Annotated in this window: 17 protein-coding genes; 15 read left to right on the forward strand and 2 right to left on the reverse strand. The window is 57.8% G+C overall.

From position 1 onward, the window contains the following. The first annotated feature begins 142 nt into the window (after positions 1-142). From J7395_RS02770 to rbsK, 8 genes are all read left to right on the forward strand, one after another. Positions 143-2,089 (forward strand): sigma 54-interacting transcriptional regulator, encoded by a 1,947-nt coding sequence (locus J7395_RS02770; RefSeq protein WP_247741931.1) that lies wholly within the window; start codon positions 143-145, stop codon positions 2,087-2,089. A 127-nt stretch (positions 2,090-2,216) separates the two neighbouring features. Beyond that, a complete protein-coding gene (locus J7395_RS02775) occupies positions 2,217-2,411 on the forward strand; it encodes a twin transmembrane helix small protein (protein WP_062961271.1) in 195 nt (64 codons plus the stop codon). Positions 2,412-2,463: 52 nt separating this feature from the next. Next, positions 2,464-3,036 carry a cob(I)yrinic acid a,c-diamide adenosyltransferase gene (locus J7395_RS02780; RefSeq protein WP_209220454.1) on the forward strand — a complete coding sequence of 191 codons (573 nt, stop codon included), beginning with the start codon at positions 2,464-2,466 and terminating at the stop codon, positions 3,034-3,036. Positions 3,037-3,278: 242 nt separating this feature from the next. Next, positions 3,279-4,028, forward strand: coding sequence for an electron transfer flavoprotein subunit beta/FixA family protein (locus J7395_RS02785; RefSeq protein ID WP_037987118.1), 750 nt, complete (start codon positions 3,279-3,281; stop codon positions 4,026-4,028). A gap of 15 nt (positions 4,029-4,043) precedes the next feature. After that, the gene (locus J7395_RS02790; protein WP_062948426.1) at positions 4,044-4,979 is read left to right on the forward strand and encodes an FAD-binding protein; all 936 of its coding nucleotides are present in this window, start codon (positions 4,044-4,046) and stop codon (positions 4,977-4,979) included. A gap of 80 nt (positions 4,980-5,059) precedes the next feature. Next, positions 5,060-5,947, forward strand: a complete 888-nt coding sequence (locus tag J7395_RS02795) for a 3-hydroxybutyryl-CoA dehydrogenase (RefSeq protein WP_062948428.1) — start codon at positions 5,060-5,062, stop codon at positions 5,945-5,947. Positions 5,948-6,145: 198 nt separating this feature from the next. Next, positions 6,146-7,612 (forward strand): xylulokinase, encoded by a 1,467-nt coding sequence (gene xylB, locus J7395_RS02800; RefSeq protein ID WP_209220455.1) that lies wholly within the window; start codon positions 6,146-6,148, stop codon positions 7,610-7,612. 153 nt (positions 7,613-7,765) lie between these two features. After that, positions 7,766-8,695 carry a ribokinase gene (gene rbsK, locus J7395_RS02805; protein WP_209220456.1) on the forward strand — a complete coding sequence of 310 codons (930 nt, stop codon included), beginning with the start codon at positions 7,766-7,768 and terminating at the stop codon, positions 8,693-8,695. Positions 8,696-8,700: 5 nt separating this feature from the next. Here the strand turns inward: rbsK and J7395_RS02810 are convergent, their stop codons facing one another. Then, a complete protein-coding gene (locus J7395_RS02810; protein WP_209220457.1) occupies positions 8,701-9,261 on the reverse strand; it encodes a TlpA disulfide reductase family protein in 561 nt (186 codons plus the stop codon). A 32-nt stretch (positions 9,262-9,293) separates the two neighbouring features. Between J7395_RS02810 and argH the strand changes: the two genes are divergently transcribed. The 4 genes from argH to J7395_RS02830 all read left to right on the forward strand — a co-directional run bounded on the left by argH (position 9,294) and on the right by J7395_RS02830 (position 15,825). Then, positions 9,294-10,709: an argininosuccinate lyase gene (gene argH / locus J7395_RS02815; protein WP_062948436.1), complete on the forward strand. Its 1,416-nt coding sequence runs from the start codon at positions 9,294-9,296 to the stop codon at positions 10,707-10,709. Beyond that, positions 10,706-10,852 carry a lipoprotein gene (locus J7395_RS02820; protein ID WP_147250134.1) on the forward strand — a complete coding sequence of 49 codons (147 nt, stop codon included), beginning with the start codon at positions 10,706-10,708 and terminating at the stop codon, positions 10,850-10,852. Before argH ends, J7395_RS02820 begins: the two co-directional genes overlap by 4 nt. Continuing rightward, a complete protein-coding gene (lysA, locus tag J7395_RS02825; RefSeq protein WP_209220458.1) occupies positions 10,849-12,114 on the forward strand; it encodes a diaminopimelate decarboxylase in 1,266 nt (421 codons plus the stop codon). The genes J7395_RS02820 and lysA overlap by 4 nt, the downstream gene beginning before the upstream one ends. 1,281 nt (positions 12,115-13,395) lie before the next feature. Beyond that, complete coding sequence (locus J7395_RS02830; RefSeq protein ID WP_247741932.1) at positions 13,396-15,825, forward strand: DUF4175 family protein; 2,430 nt, start codon at positions 13,396-13,398, stop codon at positions 15,823-15,825. An 84-nt stretch (positions 15,826-15,909) separates the two neighbouring features. Here J7395_RS02830 and J7395_RS02835 read toward each other — a convergent pair whose 3' ends face one another. Beyond that, positions 15,910-16,725: a DUF3426 domain-containing protein gene (locus J7395_RS02835; protein WP_082832870.1), complete on the reverse strand. Its 816-nt coding sequence runs from the start codon at positions 16,723-16,725 to the stop codon at positions 15,910-15,912. 366 nt (positions 16,726-17,091) lie between these two features. On the opposite strand from J7395_RS02835, the gene ftsE reads away from it, so the two are divergent. The 3 genes from ftsE (at position 17,092) to J7395_RS02850 (ending at position 19,566) form a co-directional block, all read left to right on the forward strand. Next, the gene (gene ftsE, locus J7395_RS02840) at positions 17,092-17,769 is read left to right on the forward strand and encodes a cell division ATP-binding protein FtsE (RefSeq protein ID WP_082824648.1); all 678 of its coding nucleotides are present in this window, start codon (positions 17,092-17,094) and stop codon (positions 17,767-17,769) included. Positions 17,770-17,816: 47 nt separating this feature from the next. Next, positions 17,817-18,719 carry a cell division protein gene (locus J7395_RS02845; protein WP_097052158.1) on the forward strand — a complete coding sequence of 301 codons (903 nt, stop codon included), beginning with the start codon at positions 17,817-17,819 and terminating at the stop codon, positions 18,717-18,719. A gap of 121 nt (positions 18,720-18,840) precedes the next feature. Beyond that, positions 18,841-19,566 carry a YdcF family protein gene (locus J7395_RS02850; protein ID WP_062961281.1) on the forward strand — a complete coding sequence of 242 codons (726 nt, stop codon included), beginning with the start codon at positions 18,841-18,843 and terminating at the stop codon, positions 19,564-19,566. The last annotated feature ends 38 nt before the right edge of the window (positions 19,567-19,604 follow it).

The raw sequence follows: 19,604 nt of genomic DNA on the forward strand, positions 1-19,604 counted from the left end.
CCGGCGTGCCAGATTGGTGCGGCGCAAAAAACTCTAGGGAAAGACTGGACTTTGGCCCGAAACAGGCGCAATCTCAGGCTATACGAAATTTCGTAATTTACGATATTTCGTAACCATATTTACGAAATATCGTAGGCCGATCATGATGGATCAGATTGCAAACCCGCCACCCCCAACGGTTTCGGACGCCCTATATCAACAGGCGCTTGCATCGCATATTCATCCGACTTTGCTGGTGCATCCGCAAAGTGATCGCATCATGTTTGCCAATCAGGCGGCGGCGCATTTGCTGGGCCGCAGCATTTCCGATCTGAAATCCACCGCCATGAGCAGCCTGCACAAGGGGCAGGTGCCAAGCCTTGTGGTGTTCAGTCAGGCTGCCCTTTATCACGGCTTTGCCTGGACGCGGGGCCTTAACCTGATGCATGCGGATGGCACCGAAATCCAGCTTGAACACGAAGCCCGCGCCCTGCACTGGGATGGCGAGGATTACCTGATCATCATCCTTTGTGATCTCGATGCCCGCCACCGCCGCGATGTCGATGCCGAGGCCGACAATTACCTGCGCGAAGGCATTGCCGAGTGGCGCCGTGCCGAACGGTTTTTCCGTGAAATCGAACGCGAAAACCAGTTGATCCTGGGGGCGGCGGGCGAGGGCATTTACGGGGTCAACAGCGACGGTATCACCACCTTTGTCAATCCCGCCGCCGAACGGATGCTGGGCTGGACAGCCGAGGAACTGGTGGGCAAGGAAATCCATTCGATCATCCACCATTCGCATATCAATGGCGATCCCTACCACGCCGAACATTGCCCGATTTACAATGCGTTTCGCGAAGGCATCGTCCGGCGCGTTGACGACGAGGTTTTCTGGCGCAGCGACGGCAAACCGATCCGGGTTGAATATACCTCCACCCCGATCCGCGATCATGGGCTGGTGATCGGGGCGGTGATCGTGTTTCGCGATATCACCGAACGCAAGATTGCCGAGGAAAAGCTGCATGCGGCGCTTGCCGAGGTTGATCGCCTGCGCGAAAGGCTGGAACTTGAAAACGCCTATCTGCAGGAAGAAATCCTCTCGACCAACAACCATCATGAAATCATCGGCCAGTCCGAGGCGATCAACAGTGCGCTTAAACAGATTGATCTGGTCGCCCCGACCGATGCCAACGTCCTGATCACCGGGGAATCGGGGACCGGCAAGGAATTGATCGCACGCGCCATCCATCAGGCCAGCCACCGGCGCGACCGTGTTCTGGTACGTGTGAACTGTGCCGCCATCCCCCATGAACTGTTCGAAAGCGAGTTTTTCGGCCATGTCCGCGGTGCCTTTACCGGCGCTGTGCGCGATCGCGTCGGGCGGTTCGAACTGGCCGATGGCGGCACGCTGTTTCTGGACGAGGTCGGCGAAATTCCGCTGGAACTGCAGGGCAAGCTTTTGCGCGTTCTGCAGGATCAGAAGTTCGAACGCATCGGCGAGGAACGCACGCGCGAGGTCAATGTAAGGTTACTGGCCGCCACCAACCGCGATCTCAAGGAAGAAGTCCGGCTGGGCCGCTTCCGCGAAGACCTTTATTTCCGCCTCAATGTGTTTCCCATCGAATGCCGGCCGCTGCGCGAACGGCCCGACGATATCCCGCCCCTGGCGACACATTTCCTGCGCAATATCTGCCAGCGGCTGAACATTCCGCAACTGACCCTGACCAACGGGCAGGTCCGAAGCCTGATGAAATATGACTGGCCCGGCAATGCGCGCGAACTTGAAAACATTATCGAACGTGCTGCCATTCTGGCCCGTGATGGTAAACTGAATTTTGACCTGCCCGAACCCAACCGCCGCGAAACCGACCATGGCAATGCCAACCCCACGCGTGATCAGGCAAGCCCCCAATCGGCAATCCTGACCGAAGATGACCGGCGCAAACACGAATATGACAATATCATCCGCGCCCTTGAAACCACGCGCGGCCGGATTTTCGGCCCCGATGGGGCGGCGGCCCTTTTGAATGTAAAGCCAACAACACTGGCATCGCGGATCAAAAAGCTTCGGATTGACCGGCGTGATTTCACGCCATCGGGCCAGCCCTAAGCGTCAGCCATCGGAAATCGCAAAGATTTTTCGATCTGCGACCTTGCCCCCGCCCGCAGTTTGACGCAGCATGTCGCCCCGCCCGGCACATCACACCCGCAAGGGCGGCACAAAGGAGTAGTCCGGTATGGCTGGATTTTTACAGATTGGCGTTCTGATCGCGATGGCCGCGGTCGCGGTTATTCTGGTGCTTGGCATCATCACCATGGCGCGTGGCAAGGATGCCAGGAAATCCAACAAGCTGATGCAGCTTCGCGTACTGGTACAGGGGATTGCCCTGCTGCTTCTGGTCATCCTGTCCTTCATGGCGCTGGGCAAATAAGCCCGCCGATGATCCACCCCGAAAGTCACGCATCAGGACAACGGAATTCAAGATGGTTCAACTGACCCGCATCTACACCAAATCCGGCGACAAGGGCAAAACCGCCCTTGGCAATGGCACCCGCGTTGCCAAAAACGATATTCGCGTTGCCGCCTATGGCACGGTGGACGAAACCAATGCGGTGATCGGGGTCGCCCGCCTGCATGCGAGTGGTGATGTCGATGATATGCTGGCCCGCATCCAGAACGACCTTTTTGATCTTGGTGCCGATCTGTGTACGCCCGGTGATGGCAGTGATGACAACCCGGAACGCCCGGCCCTTCGCATTACGGCCACGCAAACCGAGCGGCTGGAAAGCGAAATCGACGCGATCAATGCCGGTCTTGATCCGCTGAAATCCTTTGTCCTGCCCGGTGGCAGCGCCCTTTCGGCACAGCTTCATGTCGCGCGCACCGTATCGCGCCGCGCCGAACGGCTGATTGTGGAGCTCTCGGGAATCGAGGCGATCAACCCCGAAGCGGTGCGGTACATCAACCGCCTGTCGGACCATATGTTCGTTCTGGCCCGCCATGCCAATAATGGCGGCAAGGACGATATCCTGTGGCAACCCGGCCTGACCCGCTAGGCAAATATTCGAACAAACCCCTGTCTTTTCAGGGTTCGGTTGCGTATCAAGGCAGCCCGAGACTTCAGAATTTCAGTAAAGAAGTTGTCGTTAACGTTAACCTCTTTACGTAAATTGACAAGCCCCGTAGCACCCCCTATTGTGCATCGCGGGGAAAACAGTAACATCGGGCCCCACTGCGGACTGCCCCGGCAGAACGCAGCAAGCCCATAGCTTCGACAACAAAAACGAACAGGTCTGTCATGAAGGTTCTTGTCGCCGTTAAGCGCGTTGTGGATTACAACGTCAAGATCCGTGTCAAACAGGACCAGTCTGGCGTTGAATTGAACAACGTCAAAATGTCCATGAACCCGTTTGACGAAATCGCCGTTGAAGAGGCCGTCCGCCTCAAGGAAGCCGGCACCGCGACCGAAGTGGTCGCTGTATCGCTGGGTGTGAAACAGTGTCAGGAAACACTGCGTACCGCCCTTGCCATGGGTGCCGATCGCGGCATTCTGGTCGAAACCGACGACGAACTGCAACCGCTTGCCGTTGCCAAACTTCTCAAGGAAGTCGTTGCCAAGGAAAGCCCGGATCTCGTGATCCTCGGCAAACAGGCAATTGATGACGACGCCAACCAGACCGGTCAGATGCTGGCCGCCCTTCTGGACTGGCCGCAGGGTACGTTCGCGTCCAAGGTCGCCGTTGCCGATGGCAAGCTTGACGTCACCCGCGAAGTCGATGGTGGCCTTGAAACCATCAAGATCGACCTTCCGGCCATCGTCACCACCGACCTTCGCCTGAACGAGCCGCGCTATGCGTCGCTTCCCAACATCATGAAAGCCAAGAAAAAGCCGCTTGATACGCTAAGCCCGGCTGATCTTGGTGTCGACACCGCGCCGCGCCTGAAAACCCTGAAAGTGACGGAACCGCCGGCACGTCAGGCAGGTGTAAAAGTTGCCAGCGTCGCCGAGCTTGTCGACAAGCTTCGCAACGAAGCCAAAGTGATTTAAGCGGGGGCCGATCAAATGAGCATTCTTGTTATTGCCGAACACGACAATACCGAACTGAAGGGCGCAACGCTCAACACCGTTGCCGCCGCACAGAAAATCGGTGGCGACATCACCATTCTGGTCGCTGGCGAAAACTGCCGTGCGGTTGCCGATGCGGCCGCAAAGGTGGCGGGCGTTTCCAAGGTTCTGGTTGCCGATAACGCGGCCTATGGCCATTTCCTGGCTGAAAACCTGGCCGGTCTCGTCAATGAACTGGCCGGTGATTACAGCCACGTTCTGGTGGCGGCTTCGACCACGGGCAAAAACTTCATGCCCCGCGTTGCAGCATTGAAAGACGTCGCGCAGATTTCCGACATCACCGATGTCGAAAGTGCCGATACGTTCGTTCGTCCGATCTATGCCGGTAACGCGATGGCAACCGTTCAGTCGTCAGACAGCCTGAAACTGATCACCGTCCGTACCACGGGCTTTGATCCGGTCGCGGCCGAAGGCGGTTCTGCATCGATCGAAGATATCGCAACTGCGAAAGATGCCGGAAAATCCGCTTTTGTCAGTCAGGAACTGACCGAGTCGGAACGTCCGGAACTGACCGCAGCCAGTGTTGTCATCTCTGGCGGTCGCGGCATGGGCTCGGGCGAGAACTTCCACCTGATCGAACCGATTGCCGATAAACTCGGCGCTGCCATTGGCGCTTCGCGCGCCGCAGTCGATGCGGGATACGCTCCGAACGACTGGCAGGTCGGCCAGACCGGCAAAGTTGTTGCACCGCAGCTATACATTGCGGTAGGCATTTCAGGTGCGATACAGCACCTTGCCGGCATGAAGGACAGTAAGGTCATTGTTGCGATCAACAAGGACGAAGAAGCACCGATCTTCTCGGTTGCCGATTACGGTCTTGTCGCGGACCTGTTCGAGGCCCTTCCCGCACTGGCGAGCGAACTCGACAAATAATCAGATCCCATCTAGGGTCAGAACAGTCAAAGAACATTGTTCTGACCTTGTTTTGACCCTGGGGGATGAGTGGGGAACAAATGGCTTCGCTTGAAGATATCAAGACCATTGGCGTAATCGGCGCCGGTCAGATGGGCAACGGGATTGCTCATGTGATTGCGCTTGCCGACTACGACGTCCGACTGCTTGACGTATCGGCAGAGGCGCTCGACAAGGCGCTTGGCCTGATTGGCAAGAACATGGATCGTCAGGTCAAGAAAGACCTGATTACCGAGGCACAGAAAGAAGCGGCCCTTGCCCGGATTACCACGGGTACGGATTACAGCTTCCTGTCTGACTGCGATCTCGTGATCGAGGCCGCAACCGAAAACGAAGAGACCAAGAAACAGATTTTCAAGGCTCTGTGTCCGGTTCTGGGTCCCGAAGCCATCATTGCGACCAACACATCGTCCATTTCGGTGACGCGTCTGGCTTCCTATACAGACCGCCCGTCGAAATTCATGGGCATGCACTTCATGAATCCGGTGCCGCTGATGAAGCTGGTCGAACTGATCCGTGGTATCGCCACGGACGAGCCGACCTATCGCACCATTCATGAACTGACCAAGAAACTGGGCAAGGACACGGCAAGTGCCGAAGATTTCCCGGCTTTCATCGTCAACCGTATTCTGCTGCCGATGATCAACGAAGCGATCTATACGCTTTACGAAGGTGTCGGCAATGTCCGGTCCATCGACGATGCCATGCGCCTTGGCGCAAACCATCCGATGGGTCCGCTGCAACTGGCCGATTTCATTGGTCTGGATACCTGCCTGTCGATCATGCATGTCCTGCATGATGGTCTGGCCGATACCAAATATCGCCCCTGCCCGCTTCTGGTCAAATATGTCGAAGCCGGCTGGCTTGGCCGCAAGGTCGGCCGCGGCTTCTATGACTATAGCGGCGACGAGCCGGTTCCGACCCGCTGATCATCGCCGGATCAAAAATTCAAAAGGCCATCGCATCACTGCGGTGGCCTTTTTGCATTGGGGGTATACCCCCCCGCCTTGATGATTTAACCGACGTGCAAAGCTTTTGATCTTTCGATCAGAAATTGCCCTGCTATGATGACCGCAAGTAACGAAGATCAAAAAGAGTCCAGGTCAGGACCCAGGAGGCCGTCCCACATGTTTCTCGGAATAGATGTCGGCACATCTGCCGTTAAAGCGCTTCTGATGGATGAACATTCGGTCACCGTCGCCGAAACAGATGTGCCCCTGACGCTCAGCAACCCCAAACCATTCTGGAGCGAACAGCACCCGGATGACTGGTGGGCTGCGACCTGCACGGCGATGGATCAGTTGAAATCATCCAATCCCGCCGCCCTTGCCGCGGTTCGCGCGATTGGCCTGTCCGGCCAGATGCACGGGGCGGTGATCCTTGATGCCGATGATAAACCGCTCCGCCCGGCGATCCTGTGGAATGACGGCCGGGCCAAGGCCGAATGCGATGAATTGCAGGCCGCCCTGCCCGACCTGCCTTCGCGTGCCGGTGTGGTCGCCATGCCGGGCATGACCGCGCCCAAACTGATCTGGCTGCGCAAACACGAACCCGAAATCTTTGCCCGGATCAAAACCGTCCTGCTGCCCAAGGATTACATCCGTTTCTGCCTGACCGGCGAAAAGGTCACCGAAATGTCGGATGCCGCCGGCACGCTCTGGCTTGATGAAGAAAGCCGAAGCTGGAATTTTGACGCCATCGCCGCAACCGGCATGGATATCGCCCAACTACCCCGCCTTGTCGAAGGCAGCGACCCCACCGGCCATCTGCGCGGTGAACTGGCGACGCGCTGGGACATGAAGCCGACCGTGATTGTTGCGGGCGGCGGCGGGGATGCCGCGACCGGTGGCATCGGTGTCGGCGCGGTCAGCCACGGCGACGGCTTCATTTCGCTTGGCACATCGTCACAGATTTTCGTCGCATCGGATCGTTATCGCCCGAAACCACAGGAACTTCTGCACAGCTTCGCCCATGCCGTGCCCCAGCACTGGTTCCAGATGGCCGTCCTTCTGAACGGGGCAAGCTGCCTTTTGTGGGCGGCAAACCTGTTGGGTGAAAAGGATATCGGCGCATTGCTGCAACGGACCGAAGCCGGGCACAAGGCGCCCTCGGATGTCGTGTTCCTGCCCTACCTTAATGGCGAACGGACCCCGCATAACGATCCCTATGCGCGCGGCGTGTTCTTTGGCCTTGGCAGTGACACATCACGCGAAACAATGGTGCAGTCGGTGCTCGAAGGTGTCGGTTTTGCCCTTCTGGATGGGCAGTCGCGCCTGCATGCCGCCGGAACGCATTGTGAATTGCCCGGTGTCATTGGCGGCGGTGCCCGCAGCCGATACTGGATTCAGTTGATATCGGACATCATGGGCTGCCCGCTTGCCCGATACGAAGGGGCGGCCAAGGGCCCGGCCTTTGGCGCGGCCCGTCTTGGACGGCTGGCACTCGATAACGAAACGGTCGAGGATGTCTGCCAGAAACCGGCCATTCAGGAAGTGATCGAACCCGATATGAACAGACACGCGGCCTATCAGCCGCGATTTGCCAAATTCAAACGCATCTATTCTGCGCTCCGCGAAGAATTCCAACCCGCCTGATCCACGCCACCAGACTGATACCTTTTGCCCCACCTGATCGGCTTTTTTGCGGTGTGATGCATTTCACCTGAAATGTTGCACCGGGTTCTTTAATCACTTCAAAAGATGCCAATATCAGCAAAAGGTATTAGAAATTTGCCAATCGGATAGCCCATGACCATTGCCATTGTCGGAAGTTCCAATATCGATTTTGCCGCCCGCGTTGCCGAATTGCCCAAACCCGGCCAAACCGTATCGGCCAAGGATTACATCACAGGACCGGGGGGAAAGGGATGCAATCAGGCGGTTGCCGTGGCCCGTCTGGGGCAGAAACCTGTTTTCATTTCCAAAATCGGCAATGATGTTCTGGGACGCAGCCTGATTGATACGCTCAAAATCGAAGGATTTGACACCAACCAGCTGATCCAGACGACGGATGCACAGACCGGCACCGCCCTGATATCAATCGACGATGCCGGGGAAAACATCATCACCGTGGCCGGTGGGGCCAACATGACCATGAGCCGCGCCGACATCCGCGAAAAGCAGGTTTTCCTTGAACATTGCGACTATCTGCTGGTGCAGCTTGAATGCCCGGTCGTCGCCGTGGCCTGCGCCATGAAATATGCCCGCGACGCCGGGGCCACCATCATTCTTGATCCGGCACCGGTACCCGACCGGGTTGTTCTGCGCGATCTGATGGCGCTGACCGATATCGTCACCCCCAATAGCAGCGAATGTTTCGCCATGACCGGCATTCTTCCCGAAAACCTTGAAACCGCCCATCAGGCCGCCGAAAAGCTGCGCGAAATGGGCGCCAGTATCGCGATTATCAAAATGGGATCAAAGGGCGCGTTTTATTCCGATGGCGATCAGTCCGGGATGGTCCCGCCCTTTGATGTCTCGGCGATTGATACGGTTGCGGCGGGCGATTGCTTTAACGGCGGCCTGGCCGTGGCCCTGCATGAAGAACGATCCTTGCGCGATGCCGTCCGCTTTGCCTGTGCGACCGGGGCATTGGCGACCACACGCTATGGTGCCGCCGATGCCGCCCCGACGCTGGATCAGGTTTTATCGCTTCTGGAACAAGATACCGGCACCTGATCGCGTCAGGACGCGGCATCAATCAGGCTGTTGAAATAATCGATGACCGGATCGGCATCCCATTTGGCCGTCCCTTCCAGCTTGCCGATGATCTGCCCGTCGGCATCAATCACGAAACTGGTCGGAAGACCGCGCGCGCCAAAGGCACGTGCGGTCGCCCCGCGCGGATCAAGCACGACATCAAGATGGTCGATTCCGTTTTCATCAAAGAATTCCTGCACGATTTCTGCCCCGCCGCGATCCTGGCTAAGGGCCAGAACACGGAACGGCTTGCCCTCCATCTCAGACGCCAGACGATCAAGATCGGGCATTTCTTCGATACAGGGCGCGCACCATGTCGCCCAAAGATTGACCAGAATAACCTGACCTTTCAGGTCTTTAAGGTCACTTTCGCTGCCATCTTTTTCGATGAAAACCGCCTTTTCCGGCAGGCTTGTGCTATCAGGTGCGGTGTCCATTTTCGAAAGTTCTTGCGGCAATTGCGTATCTGCAAAGGCAGGGCTTGCATAAATGGCCGATATGGCGACAATCACGCCCAGTTTTACGTAACGAAGCAGTGCCTTCACAATACTCACCTTTCCAACGCTTGCGGATCACAATGACCGATCAAAACGCCACCGACCAGAAAAATGCCAACGCCCTGTGGGGAGGCCGCTTTGAAGCGGGCCCGTCCGCCATCATGGAAGAAATCAATGCTTCCATCGGCTTTGACAAACGCCTGTACGCCCAGGACATTCAGGGTTCCAAAGCCCATTGCGCCATGCTGGTCAAGCAGAAGATCATCCCCGCAGAAGATGGCGAGAAAATAGTCGCGGGTCTAGACCAGATTCTTCAAGAAATCGAGAGCGGCCAGTTTACCTTCTCTGCCGCCCTTGAAGACATCCACATGAATGTCGAAAGCCGCCTGCGTGATCTGATCGGGCCTGCCGCCGGTCGCCTGCATACCGCGCGCTCCCGTAATGACCAGGTCGCCACCGATTTCAAACTCTGGGTGCGCGACGTGGCACTGGCCGATCTTGAAGCCGGGCTCAAGGGCCTTCAGGAAGCACTGGTTGAACAGGCCGGCACCCATGCTGAAACCATCATGCCGGGCTTCACCCACCTTCAGGCCGCCCAGCCGGTCACCTTTGGCCATCATCTGCTGGCCTATGTCGAAATGTTTGGCCGGGATCGTGGCCGCGTTGCCGATTGCCGCACGCGCGCCAATGAAAACCCGCTGGGTTCGGCGGCCCTTGCCGGAACGCCTTATCCGATTGACCGTCACATGACGGCATCGTCCCTTGGCTTTGATCGCCCGACCGCGAACTCGCTGGATGCGGTGTCGGATCGCGACTTTGCGCTGGAATATCTGAACGCGGCCTCGATCACCGCCATGCACCTGTCGCGCCTGGCCGAGGAAATGGTGATCTGGTGTTCGGCACAGTTCCGCTTTGTCGGCATGTCGGACAAGTTCTCCACCGGCTCCTCGATCATGCCGCAGAAACGCAATCCCGATGCCGCAGAGCTGATCCGCTCCAAGATCGGTCGTATCGTTGGCTGCTACAATTCCCTGATGCTCTCGATGAAGGGTCTGCCGCTGGCCTATTCCAAGGACATGCAGGAAGACAAGGAACCGGTATTCGAGGCCCACGACCATCTGGGTCTTTGTGTCGCCGCCATGACCGGTATGATTGCCGACATGAAGGTGCATAAGGACAATATGCGTGCGGCTGCCGGTGCGGGTTACACCACCGCAACCGATCTTGCCGACTGGCTGGTCGCCGAACTTGGCATGCCGTTCCGCGACGCCCATCACGTGGTCGGTGCCACCGTGAAACTTGCCGAAGGCAAGGGTTGCGATCTCGATCAGCTTTCGCTCGAAGACCTTCAGGGGATCGAACCGAAAATCACCAACGCCGTTTACGACGTCCTGACTGTCGAGGCATCGGTCAGCGCACGTCAAAGCTTTGGCGGCACCGCCCCGGTCCGCGTCAAGGAACAGGTCGCGGCGGCAAAGGAAAGGTTCCTGAAATGAGCAACCCGATCTTTAAACGCAGCACAGTGATCGTACTGGCGGTGATGCTGGGCCTGTCTGTTGCCGCCTGCGGCAAAAAAGGCCCGCTTGAACCACCGACCGACGAAGGCAACAAATATCCACGGACATATCCGGCACAATGAACCATTTTGAATATATTGATGGCGTCCTTCACGCAGAAGGCGTTTCCATCCCCGAGCTTGCCGAAAAAGTCGGCACGCCGTTCTATTGCTATTCCACCGCCACCCTTGAACGTCATTACAAGGTTTATGCCGGTGCGTTTGACGGGCTTGATGCCACGGTTTGCTATGCGATCAAGGCAAACTCCAATCAGGCTGTCCTGAAAACGCTCGCCAAACTGGGTGCCGGTGCCGATGTGGTTTCGGTTGGTGAAATGCGCCGCGCCCTGCGTGCCGGTGTTGCCCCGGGCAAAGTCATCTTTTCCGGCGTTGGCAAGGCCGATGCCGAAATGCGCGAAGCCCTTGATGCCGATATCGCCCAGATCAATGTCGAAAGCATTCCGGAACTTGAAGAACTCAACCGGGTTGCCCTCGACATGGGCAAAAAGGCCCGCATCGCGATCCGCATCAACCCGCATGTCGATGCCAAGACCCATGAAAAGATCGCCACCGGCAAGGCCGAAAACAAATTCGGCATCGACTGGACCCGCGCGATCGAGGTTTACCGTATGGCCGCCGCCATGGACGGGATCGAAGTCACCGGCATTGCGATGCATATCGGATCGCAGCTGACCGATCTTGCCCCCTTCCGCGAGGCATTCACCCGTCTTGCCGGGCTGGTCGAAAAGCTTCGCGCCGAAGGCATCAATATCCGCAACCTCGACCTTGGTGGCGGGCTTGGCATTGCCTATCAGGGCGAAACACCGCCCCTGCCCGATGCCTATGGCCAGATGGTGCGTGAAACCGTCGGTCACCTTGGCTGCCACATCACGCTCGAACCGGGCCGCCTGATCGCTGGCAATGCCGGTGTGATGATTTCGCGTGTCATGTATATCAAGGACGGCGAAGCCAAACGCTTTGTCATTCTCGATGCCGCGATGAACGACCTGATCCGGCCAACGCTTTACAGCGCCTATCACGAAATCATCCCTGTCGATGAACAGGGTGAAGGCGACAAACAGGCGACCGTCGATATCGTCGGACCGGTCTGCGAAACCGGCGACACCTTTGGCAAGGACCGCAAACTGCCCGATGACCTGAAACCGGGCGATCTGGTCGCCGTCATGTCGGCAGGTGCCTATGGCGCGGTGATGTCATCGACCTACAACACCCGTGCCCTGACGCCCGAAGTTCTGGTCAAGGGCGACGACTTCGCCATCGTCCGCCCACGTCAGTCGATTGACGACCTGATCGGTCTGGACCGCATTCCCGACTGGCTGGACTGATCCGGCCCGGCAGAACGCAGAAGAACCCGGAAAAACTTTGCAAGGCGGCCTTTCAACACCAAAGGCCGCCTTCTGCATATCCGCATCCTGTCCGACAGGGTTCATCTGACCTGCCCCCATCTCCTTCGATCTCCCGGATGGTTCCGGGGGGCTCCGAGGGCCAAGGGCAGGACAGGAACACCAGACTCCGAAAGCACGGTAACAGGGTGATTTTCCCCGAAGCAGGCGAAATGCCCCACCCGGCCAAAACACGGCCTTCCAACAGACGTCCCACTGACCGCCACAGCCTTACCGCCCGCTCCGGTCCCTTCCGCCAACACCATGACCACGAAGCCCGGCCAAACCTCGGACCTCCGAAAGCCTAACCACCAGACGACCCACAAACCGCCCAAAACATCGCTGCCCGCTTCAGCCGCTTCCGGCAATGGCATGATCACGAACCCCGGACGCACCTCGGGCCTCCACCATCCCTCGCCAGCAGATGGCCCTCTGACGGCCCACAGCCTCGCTACCCGCTCCGCCCCTTTCGGCAATGTCATGACCACCGACGCCCGGACAAAACTCGGGCCTCCGGCAACCGCCGCCGACGGACCCTCATCGGCCGCTCTGCCGCCTCGATCACCGTCCGGCCACGGCGACAACCTGCCACGCCGACATCCAGACACACCTCGGGCCGCTGCCATTTTCACCGGCAGACGGACTTCGGGCGCACTGCCCCCAACCTGTCCACCACCGACGGGCCACAATCCGATGCCGCCACTACTGCCATTGCTGCCTCTTTCGGCAAATCCGGGGTCCGTTCCCCGATAAGACGCACCTCTCCCGTCATGACAAATAAGGGTGTTCGAAACCTGTTAGAACCGGCGCGGAATGCCGCCGTAATGGCTCCGCCATCCGCCGATGAGCATCCTGCGGATTGCCCCGCGACCCTGCCTCAATCCTTGCCGCTGCATCCTGATCCCCTCTTTCATCCAGCCCCAAACGCAAAAACCCGCAGAGCCTACAAGGCCTTGCGGGTTTCGGTCCGGGTGCATTTCTCCCGTTGACTTTGCTCTTATGCCATAAATAAAAGAACAAATCAAGAACTTTTTTGAAAAAACTTTATATACCGCCAAATGCTGCCCCATCACGGACCGCCTTTTATTTTGGCTCGGTCGCGATCCTGACTTGACCCGCCCTGCCAAAGCCCCAAACTTAGATTAAGGTCTGAAATCTGTTCATAGGACCACGCTGGCGTCACATGTCCCGGACACGGGGCGATTGCAGGGGCCTGAAATCGATATGTCGATCATACCACCCAATCCCCGACTGGAACGGCATCTGCGCCTGGCGCGGATGATCATGTCGTGGGAACGGGTGTGGCCACGCCTGATCCCGCCTTTGACAATCGTGATGCTGATCGCCGGGCTGACCCTGACCGGCACCTTTGAAATACTGCCCGCGACCGGGCATATCATGTTGCTTTCGATCCTGTCGGTTGCCGGGCTTGTCGCCATCATCCTGCCGTGGCGACACTTCGCTTGGCCCAATCGCCGTGCTGTCCTGCAAAGGATCGAACAGGAAAATGGCCTTGAAAACAATCCACTGCAAAGCCTCGAAGACCATATCGATGATGGTGACGACCCGCTAACCAGTTACCTGTGGCAAAAGCAGCTACAACGTCACGAGGCGATGCTTGATAACCTGCATTTGCCCCGCCCCCTGCCCTCGCTGGCGCGCATTGACCGCTATGGGCTGGTGGTTTTGCCGGTATTGCTCCTCGCCGTCGGGCTGTTTGTCGCCCATGACCGGATGGGGGAACGCTTTTATAAGGCATTCAGCCCGCTTCAACGGCTGGGTGCTGCCGATTTCAGCACCACATTATGGGTCACCCCGCCTGCCTATACCGGACAGATCCCGCGAGTCCTGCGTTTTGCCGATGGCACCGACCAGCCGCAGCAGCAACCGGCGGATACAGACGCCGGGAATCCCAATGTCATCGATGTGGATGTCCCCGTCGGGTCAACTCTGGCCGGCAGCATCGGAAGTGTCTGGCAACCGACATTGCATACCCCCACCGGCGAACGCGACATATCGGAAAGCAGCGACAACAGCTATGTCATTTCGACCGCCCTTGATCAGGCCGGGCCGTGGCGCATTTCGGTCTGGGGCAATGACCGGCTGACACTGAATGTCAATCTGGTGGCCGATAAACCGCCCGCCCTTTCATTCGTCAGTCCGCCCTCGGCGACCCGCCGCGATCATATCCGTCTTGATTATGTCGCGACCGATGATTACGGCATGAACAACCTTGATCTGATCATCACCCCCGCGACCGATGGCATTGGTGCCGAACAGTTCGGGTCGATCGACAATATCCGTATCGATATGTCCGGTCGCGATGGTCAGGGGGGTGCTGTATCCATGCCGACCCGGATCGAAGGGCCCCGTTTCCTTGACCTTGTTTCGCATCCCTGGGCCGGGCTTCCGGTCAATCTGCAACTGGTATCGCAGGACAATTCCGGGCAGCGCGGCGAAAGCGACATGCGATCCATAGTGTTGCCGGAACGCGAATTCACCCATCCGGTTGCCAAAAAGCTGATCACGATCCGGCGTGGCTTGCTGCGTTATCCCGACAAGGCGCTTGAAATGCGCAATGCCCTTTTGCCCGTGCTGTATGCCCCGCAGGCATTTAACGGCCATATCGGTATTTTCCTTGCCCTGTCGGTCACCGAAGCCCGTCTTTCAGCCCATCTGCGCGACCGCGACACCCATCAGGAAGTCGCCGGGCTGCTATGGCACATCGCCGAAGAAATCGAACGCGGCAGCTATGGCATGGCCGAACGCAATCTGATGGAGGCCGAGGAACGGCTGCTCGAAGCACTCGCCGATCCAAACGTCACCGAGGCCGAAATCGCCGAGCTGATCGAAAACTATCGCCGGGCCCTTAACGAATATATGGCCGCCCTCGCCCGCGAGGCACCGCAAAACCAGCAAAGCCAGCAACAGGCCCCCGCCGCCATCCTTGAACAGCAGGACCTTTCGCGCATTGTCGATCAGATCGACGCCCTGATGCGCGCCGGTGCCCGTGATCAGGCGCGCGCCCTGATTGATCGCCTGCGTGAACTGGTTGAAAACATGCAGGTCACATCGGGTGACGGCGGGACCGATATCACATCGACCCTTCGCGAAATGCTCGATGGCATCCGTGATCTTGCCCGTCGGCAGCAGGAATTGATGAACCAGGGCGACAACCCATCCAACAATTCCGGCGGCAATGGCAACCGGGCCGAGGAACAGCAAAACCTTGCCGGTGATGCCCAGAACCTGACCAACAATTCCGGCTTTGGCCAGTTTGGCAATCTCAGTGGCATTGAAACCGCCATCGAGGCGATGCAGCGCGCCGCAGAAGCCCTTGGCCGCAACCGCGCCCACGAAGCCCTGCAACAGCAGGGACAGGCCATGGAGGCCCTTCAGCGCGGCATTGGCGAACTGAGCCGCGCGCTCGAAGGGCTTAGCCAGATGATGCCGATGCTTGATGAACTGCGCGGGTCGGGCAACCGTGATCCGCTTGGCCGGCCTGTCGGCGGGGATGGCACAACCGTCATCCCCGAAGTCGACACGCTTGAACGGGCATGGCGTATCTTGCAGGAACTGCGCCGCCGATCCGGCGACCCGGACCGCCCGGTGATCGAACAGGAATATATCGACCGGCTGCTTAAACGGTTCTAGGGCGTCCTACCGGACCCTTTGCGAACGACCATAAAAAAAGGGCAGCGACGGATCGCTGCCCTTGTCATTTTCAGATCAAACCGATCAGGGTTCGACCGCCTCGCGCGGGTCAAGGAATGTAACCTGCAGGCGGGTTGCGGTCGGGTTCGGACGACGGATTTTGGTTTCTACCGTCATGGTTTCGCCAACCGGCAGCATCTGGGCTTCCATTGGCATTTCCGCACTGCCCTGAACCGCACTTTCGTCATAGATCAGCGGCACTTTTTTGCGCTGAACCACACGATCCAGCGGATCAAGAAGCTCGATCAGCAGATAGGGCAGAACCCGGTCAACCTCGCTGATATTGACGATCTCGGCGCGCACGACAAGAACATCGACACCATCTTCTTCTTCGCGAGTCGGCGGCAATTCACGAATATCAAGGCCTTCGCCAACATGCGGGACGTCAAGCCCGACCATGTCATAGACCTTGGCAATCGGCGGCCACAGATTGATCAGGATATCTTTGGCAAAATATCCGCCGGCGCCAATCCCGCCAAGGATCAGGAAGAACAGGATCCAGCCAACCACACCCTTTTTCGATTTCGCAGGCGGCTTCGGATTGTTGCGAATCAGCTGCTGCGGGATGGGGGGCGGATCGGGGATTTTATCGGCTTCTTCGAAACCGGGATCAACCTGACCTGGCATCTGGTCGGCATTGAAGTCGGCACCAAGTGCGCCGTCCTGATCGAAAGGTGGCGGCAGCTTGTTTTCCTGCGCTGGCGACGGGGTTTTCATTCCCGGCGGGTCCTGATGCCAGCTATTGCCGCAATTTTTGCAGCGCACGGTTCTGCCCTTTGGGCCGATCGCCTCTGTTTTCACAGAGTATTTTTTTGAACAATCTGGGCAAGTAATGATCATTGCAAACCTGGCATCTCGATGTCAGCGGCATGAAACCCGGGGCACGGCCATAACCTGAGTGATTTCCGGCGATCCCCCGAATTCGCCGGTGTAGGGCAGAACCTACACTATATGTAAATAGCGGCGATTTAACAGACTGTTAAGCACAGATAACTGAAGCTGCCCGAATTTGGTTGGCACAGCATTGCATATATGGTGCTTCGATGACATCCGAAGAACTGTTTAAGTCGTCATATTTTAAGCCAATCTGCAATGATACCCACTGTGGGGTCTGCCAGATCGGACTTTTGCAATTGTTCAACCGGCCCCCGCATTATCATGTTATGTCGGGTCTGATACGTCGTGCTGCGATATGGAGCGCAAGTTTTGACTGAAGTCGTAAGTTTCAGGAATGTGGGTGTCCGCTATGAATCCGGGCCGGAGATTCTGCGCGATCTGAACTTTACCCTGCATCGTGGCAGCTTCCATTTCCTGACCGGGGCTTCGGGTGCGGGCAAATCCACATTGATGCGCCTGCTTTATCTTGCCCTGCGCCAGACCCGCGGCGAGATCAATATTTTCGGCCGCGACAATATCCGTATTCCACGCGATGAATTGCCCGCGATCCGCCGCAGGATCGGCGTGGTGTTTCAGGATTTCCGCCTGATCAATCACCTGACGACTTTTGAAAATGTCGCCCTGCCGCTGCGCGTCGCCGGGGTCGAGGATTTGCAGATCCGCAAGAACGTGACCGAACTTCTGGAATGGGTCGGTCTTGGTGATCAGATCAACGCGGTACCATCCCGACTTTCGGGCGGACAGCAGCAACGCGTTGCCATCGCGCGCGCCGTTATCGGCCGCCCGGCCCTGCTTCTGGCTGACGAGCCGACCGGTAACGTTGATGACCGCATCGCCATGCGGCTGTTATATCTTTTTGAAGAACTGAACAAACTTGGCACCACGGTGCTCATCGCCACCCATAACCGGCAACTGGTGCGTCGTTTTGGCCATAATCAATGGCTGCTCGAAGCTGGCACCCTGCACGACATCACGCATAGCGCGTAACCGAACCAACCGACGGCAACTGGCTCAGACAGGACCCAAAATCGATCATGGCTTTTCGTTCGCAACCGTCACATCTGCCACTTGATAGCGACTCATCGACGCGCTTTTTGCCAAGCATCGTCGCATTGATGGTGGCCCTGCTGACGTTTTCGATTGTTGGCCTTGCCGCCCTGCATGACAGCGTCGGCAAATGGTCCGGCCAGATCGAAGGCAGCCTGTCCATCCAGGTCCCCCCGACCGGCATGGCGGATCGCGACCCCGAAGAACGCGAACAGGCTTTGCAGGCAACGGTTGACGATATTATCGAACAGCTCGCCGACATGCCGGGCATTTCCCGGATCGAGGAACTCAGCCCGGAAACCATGTCCGCCCTTCTGGAACCGTGGCTTGGCCCGGACGAGGTCGTCAGCGAATTACCCATCCCGCGCATTATCGAAATCACGCCGGAAACCGGTTTTAATTTCGATGCCCTTGAACGCAGGCTGGGCGAAATCGCGCCCGAGGCGGTTCTGGACGACCATCGCATCTGGATTGAACGGATTGCCGATGTTGCCTTTTCGGTCGAACTGGCGCTGATTACACTGATTATCGTGCTGTTCGGGGCAACGATGCTGTCGGTCGTATTTGCCACCCGATCAGGTCTTTCCATTCACCGCACAATCATCGAATTGCTGCACCTGATCGGGGCGCAGGATTCGTATATCGCGGGACAATTTGCCCGTCATAACCTGCGGCTGGCGTTTTTTGGTGCCCTGATCGGCCTTCTGATCGCCCTGCCGGTTTCGGGGGTAATCGCATGGCTTGGCATGCGGGCGGGCTGGCCGATCCCGACACTGGTTTTCAGCCCGCTTTTCATTGCGATCATCATTGCCATTCCGTTCGTGGTCGCCGGTGTCGCCCAGATGACGGCCAAAAGAACTGTGCTGCGCGTCTTGCGCAGAATGTTGTAACCTGCCTCACTCCTCCGTATAGTCGGCCTGCAGCGTCGTGATCATTTCCCGTTTCGGATCATGACCTTGTCCCCAAAAGGAGAGCCTTGTCGCATGCCAGCGTCCCGTCAGGCCCAATCATATGAGTAAGCCACCCCTTTCCGTTCAGCACCGGCGACGCTTCCGCCGGTTCCGTTTTTTGCTGTCGACCCTGATCCTGCTGGGGCTGGTCTGGGCGGGTGGTTTTGTCTGGTATGTCGATATCATCCCGACCGAGGTCAATGAACCTGATCGCACAACCGATGCGATCGTCGTTCTGACCGGCGGCAGTGAACGCCTGTCGGAAGGCCGTCGCCTTCTGACGCGCCATCTTGCCAAAAAGCTGTTCATTTCCGGCGTTTATCGCGGGGTCGAAGTGGACGAGCTTCTGTCCGCTGGCAAAGCCGACCCCCGGCTGATTTCATGCTGTGTGGTTCTGGGCCATGTCGCGGAAAACACGCGGGGCAATGCGCTTGAAACGGCGGTCTGGGTCTATGAAGAAGGCTATAAAAGCCTGCGTATCGTCACAGCCAATTATCACATGCCGCGATCGCTTCTGGAATTTCGTAGCCTGATGCCCGATGTCGATATCATCGCCCATCCGGTTTTCCCCGAGAATGTCAAGGTCGATAGCTGGTGGCGCTGGCCGGGAAGCGCCAGCCTGATTGCCAGTGAATATAACAAGTTCCTGTTTGCCAGCCTGCGGAACTATCTTCTCGGATTTCTTCCGGACGGGGACCGTGCCGGCCTGCATGGTCCGAGCACGCCATCAACGCCGCCAAAGCAGGATTATTCGGCATCCAATCGCCTGTCCCAGAAATCAGGCTGAAGATACGGCGTTTCACTCGTGTCTCATAACTGTTACAA

The sequence above is a fragment of the Thalassospira sp. A3_1 genome (assembly GCF_017744215.1).
GTDB classification, from domain to species: Bacteria; Pseudomonadota; Alphaproteobacteria; order Rhodospirillales; family Thalassospiraceae; genus Thalassospira; species Thalassospira lucentensis_A.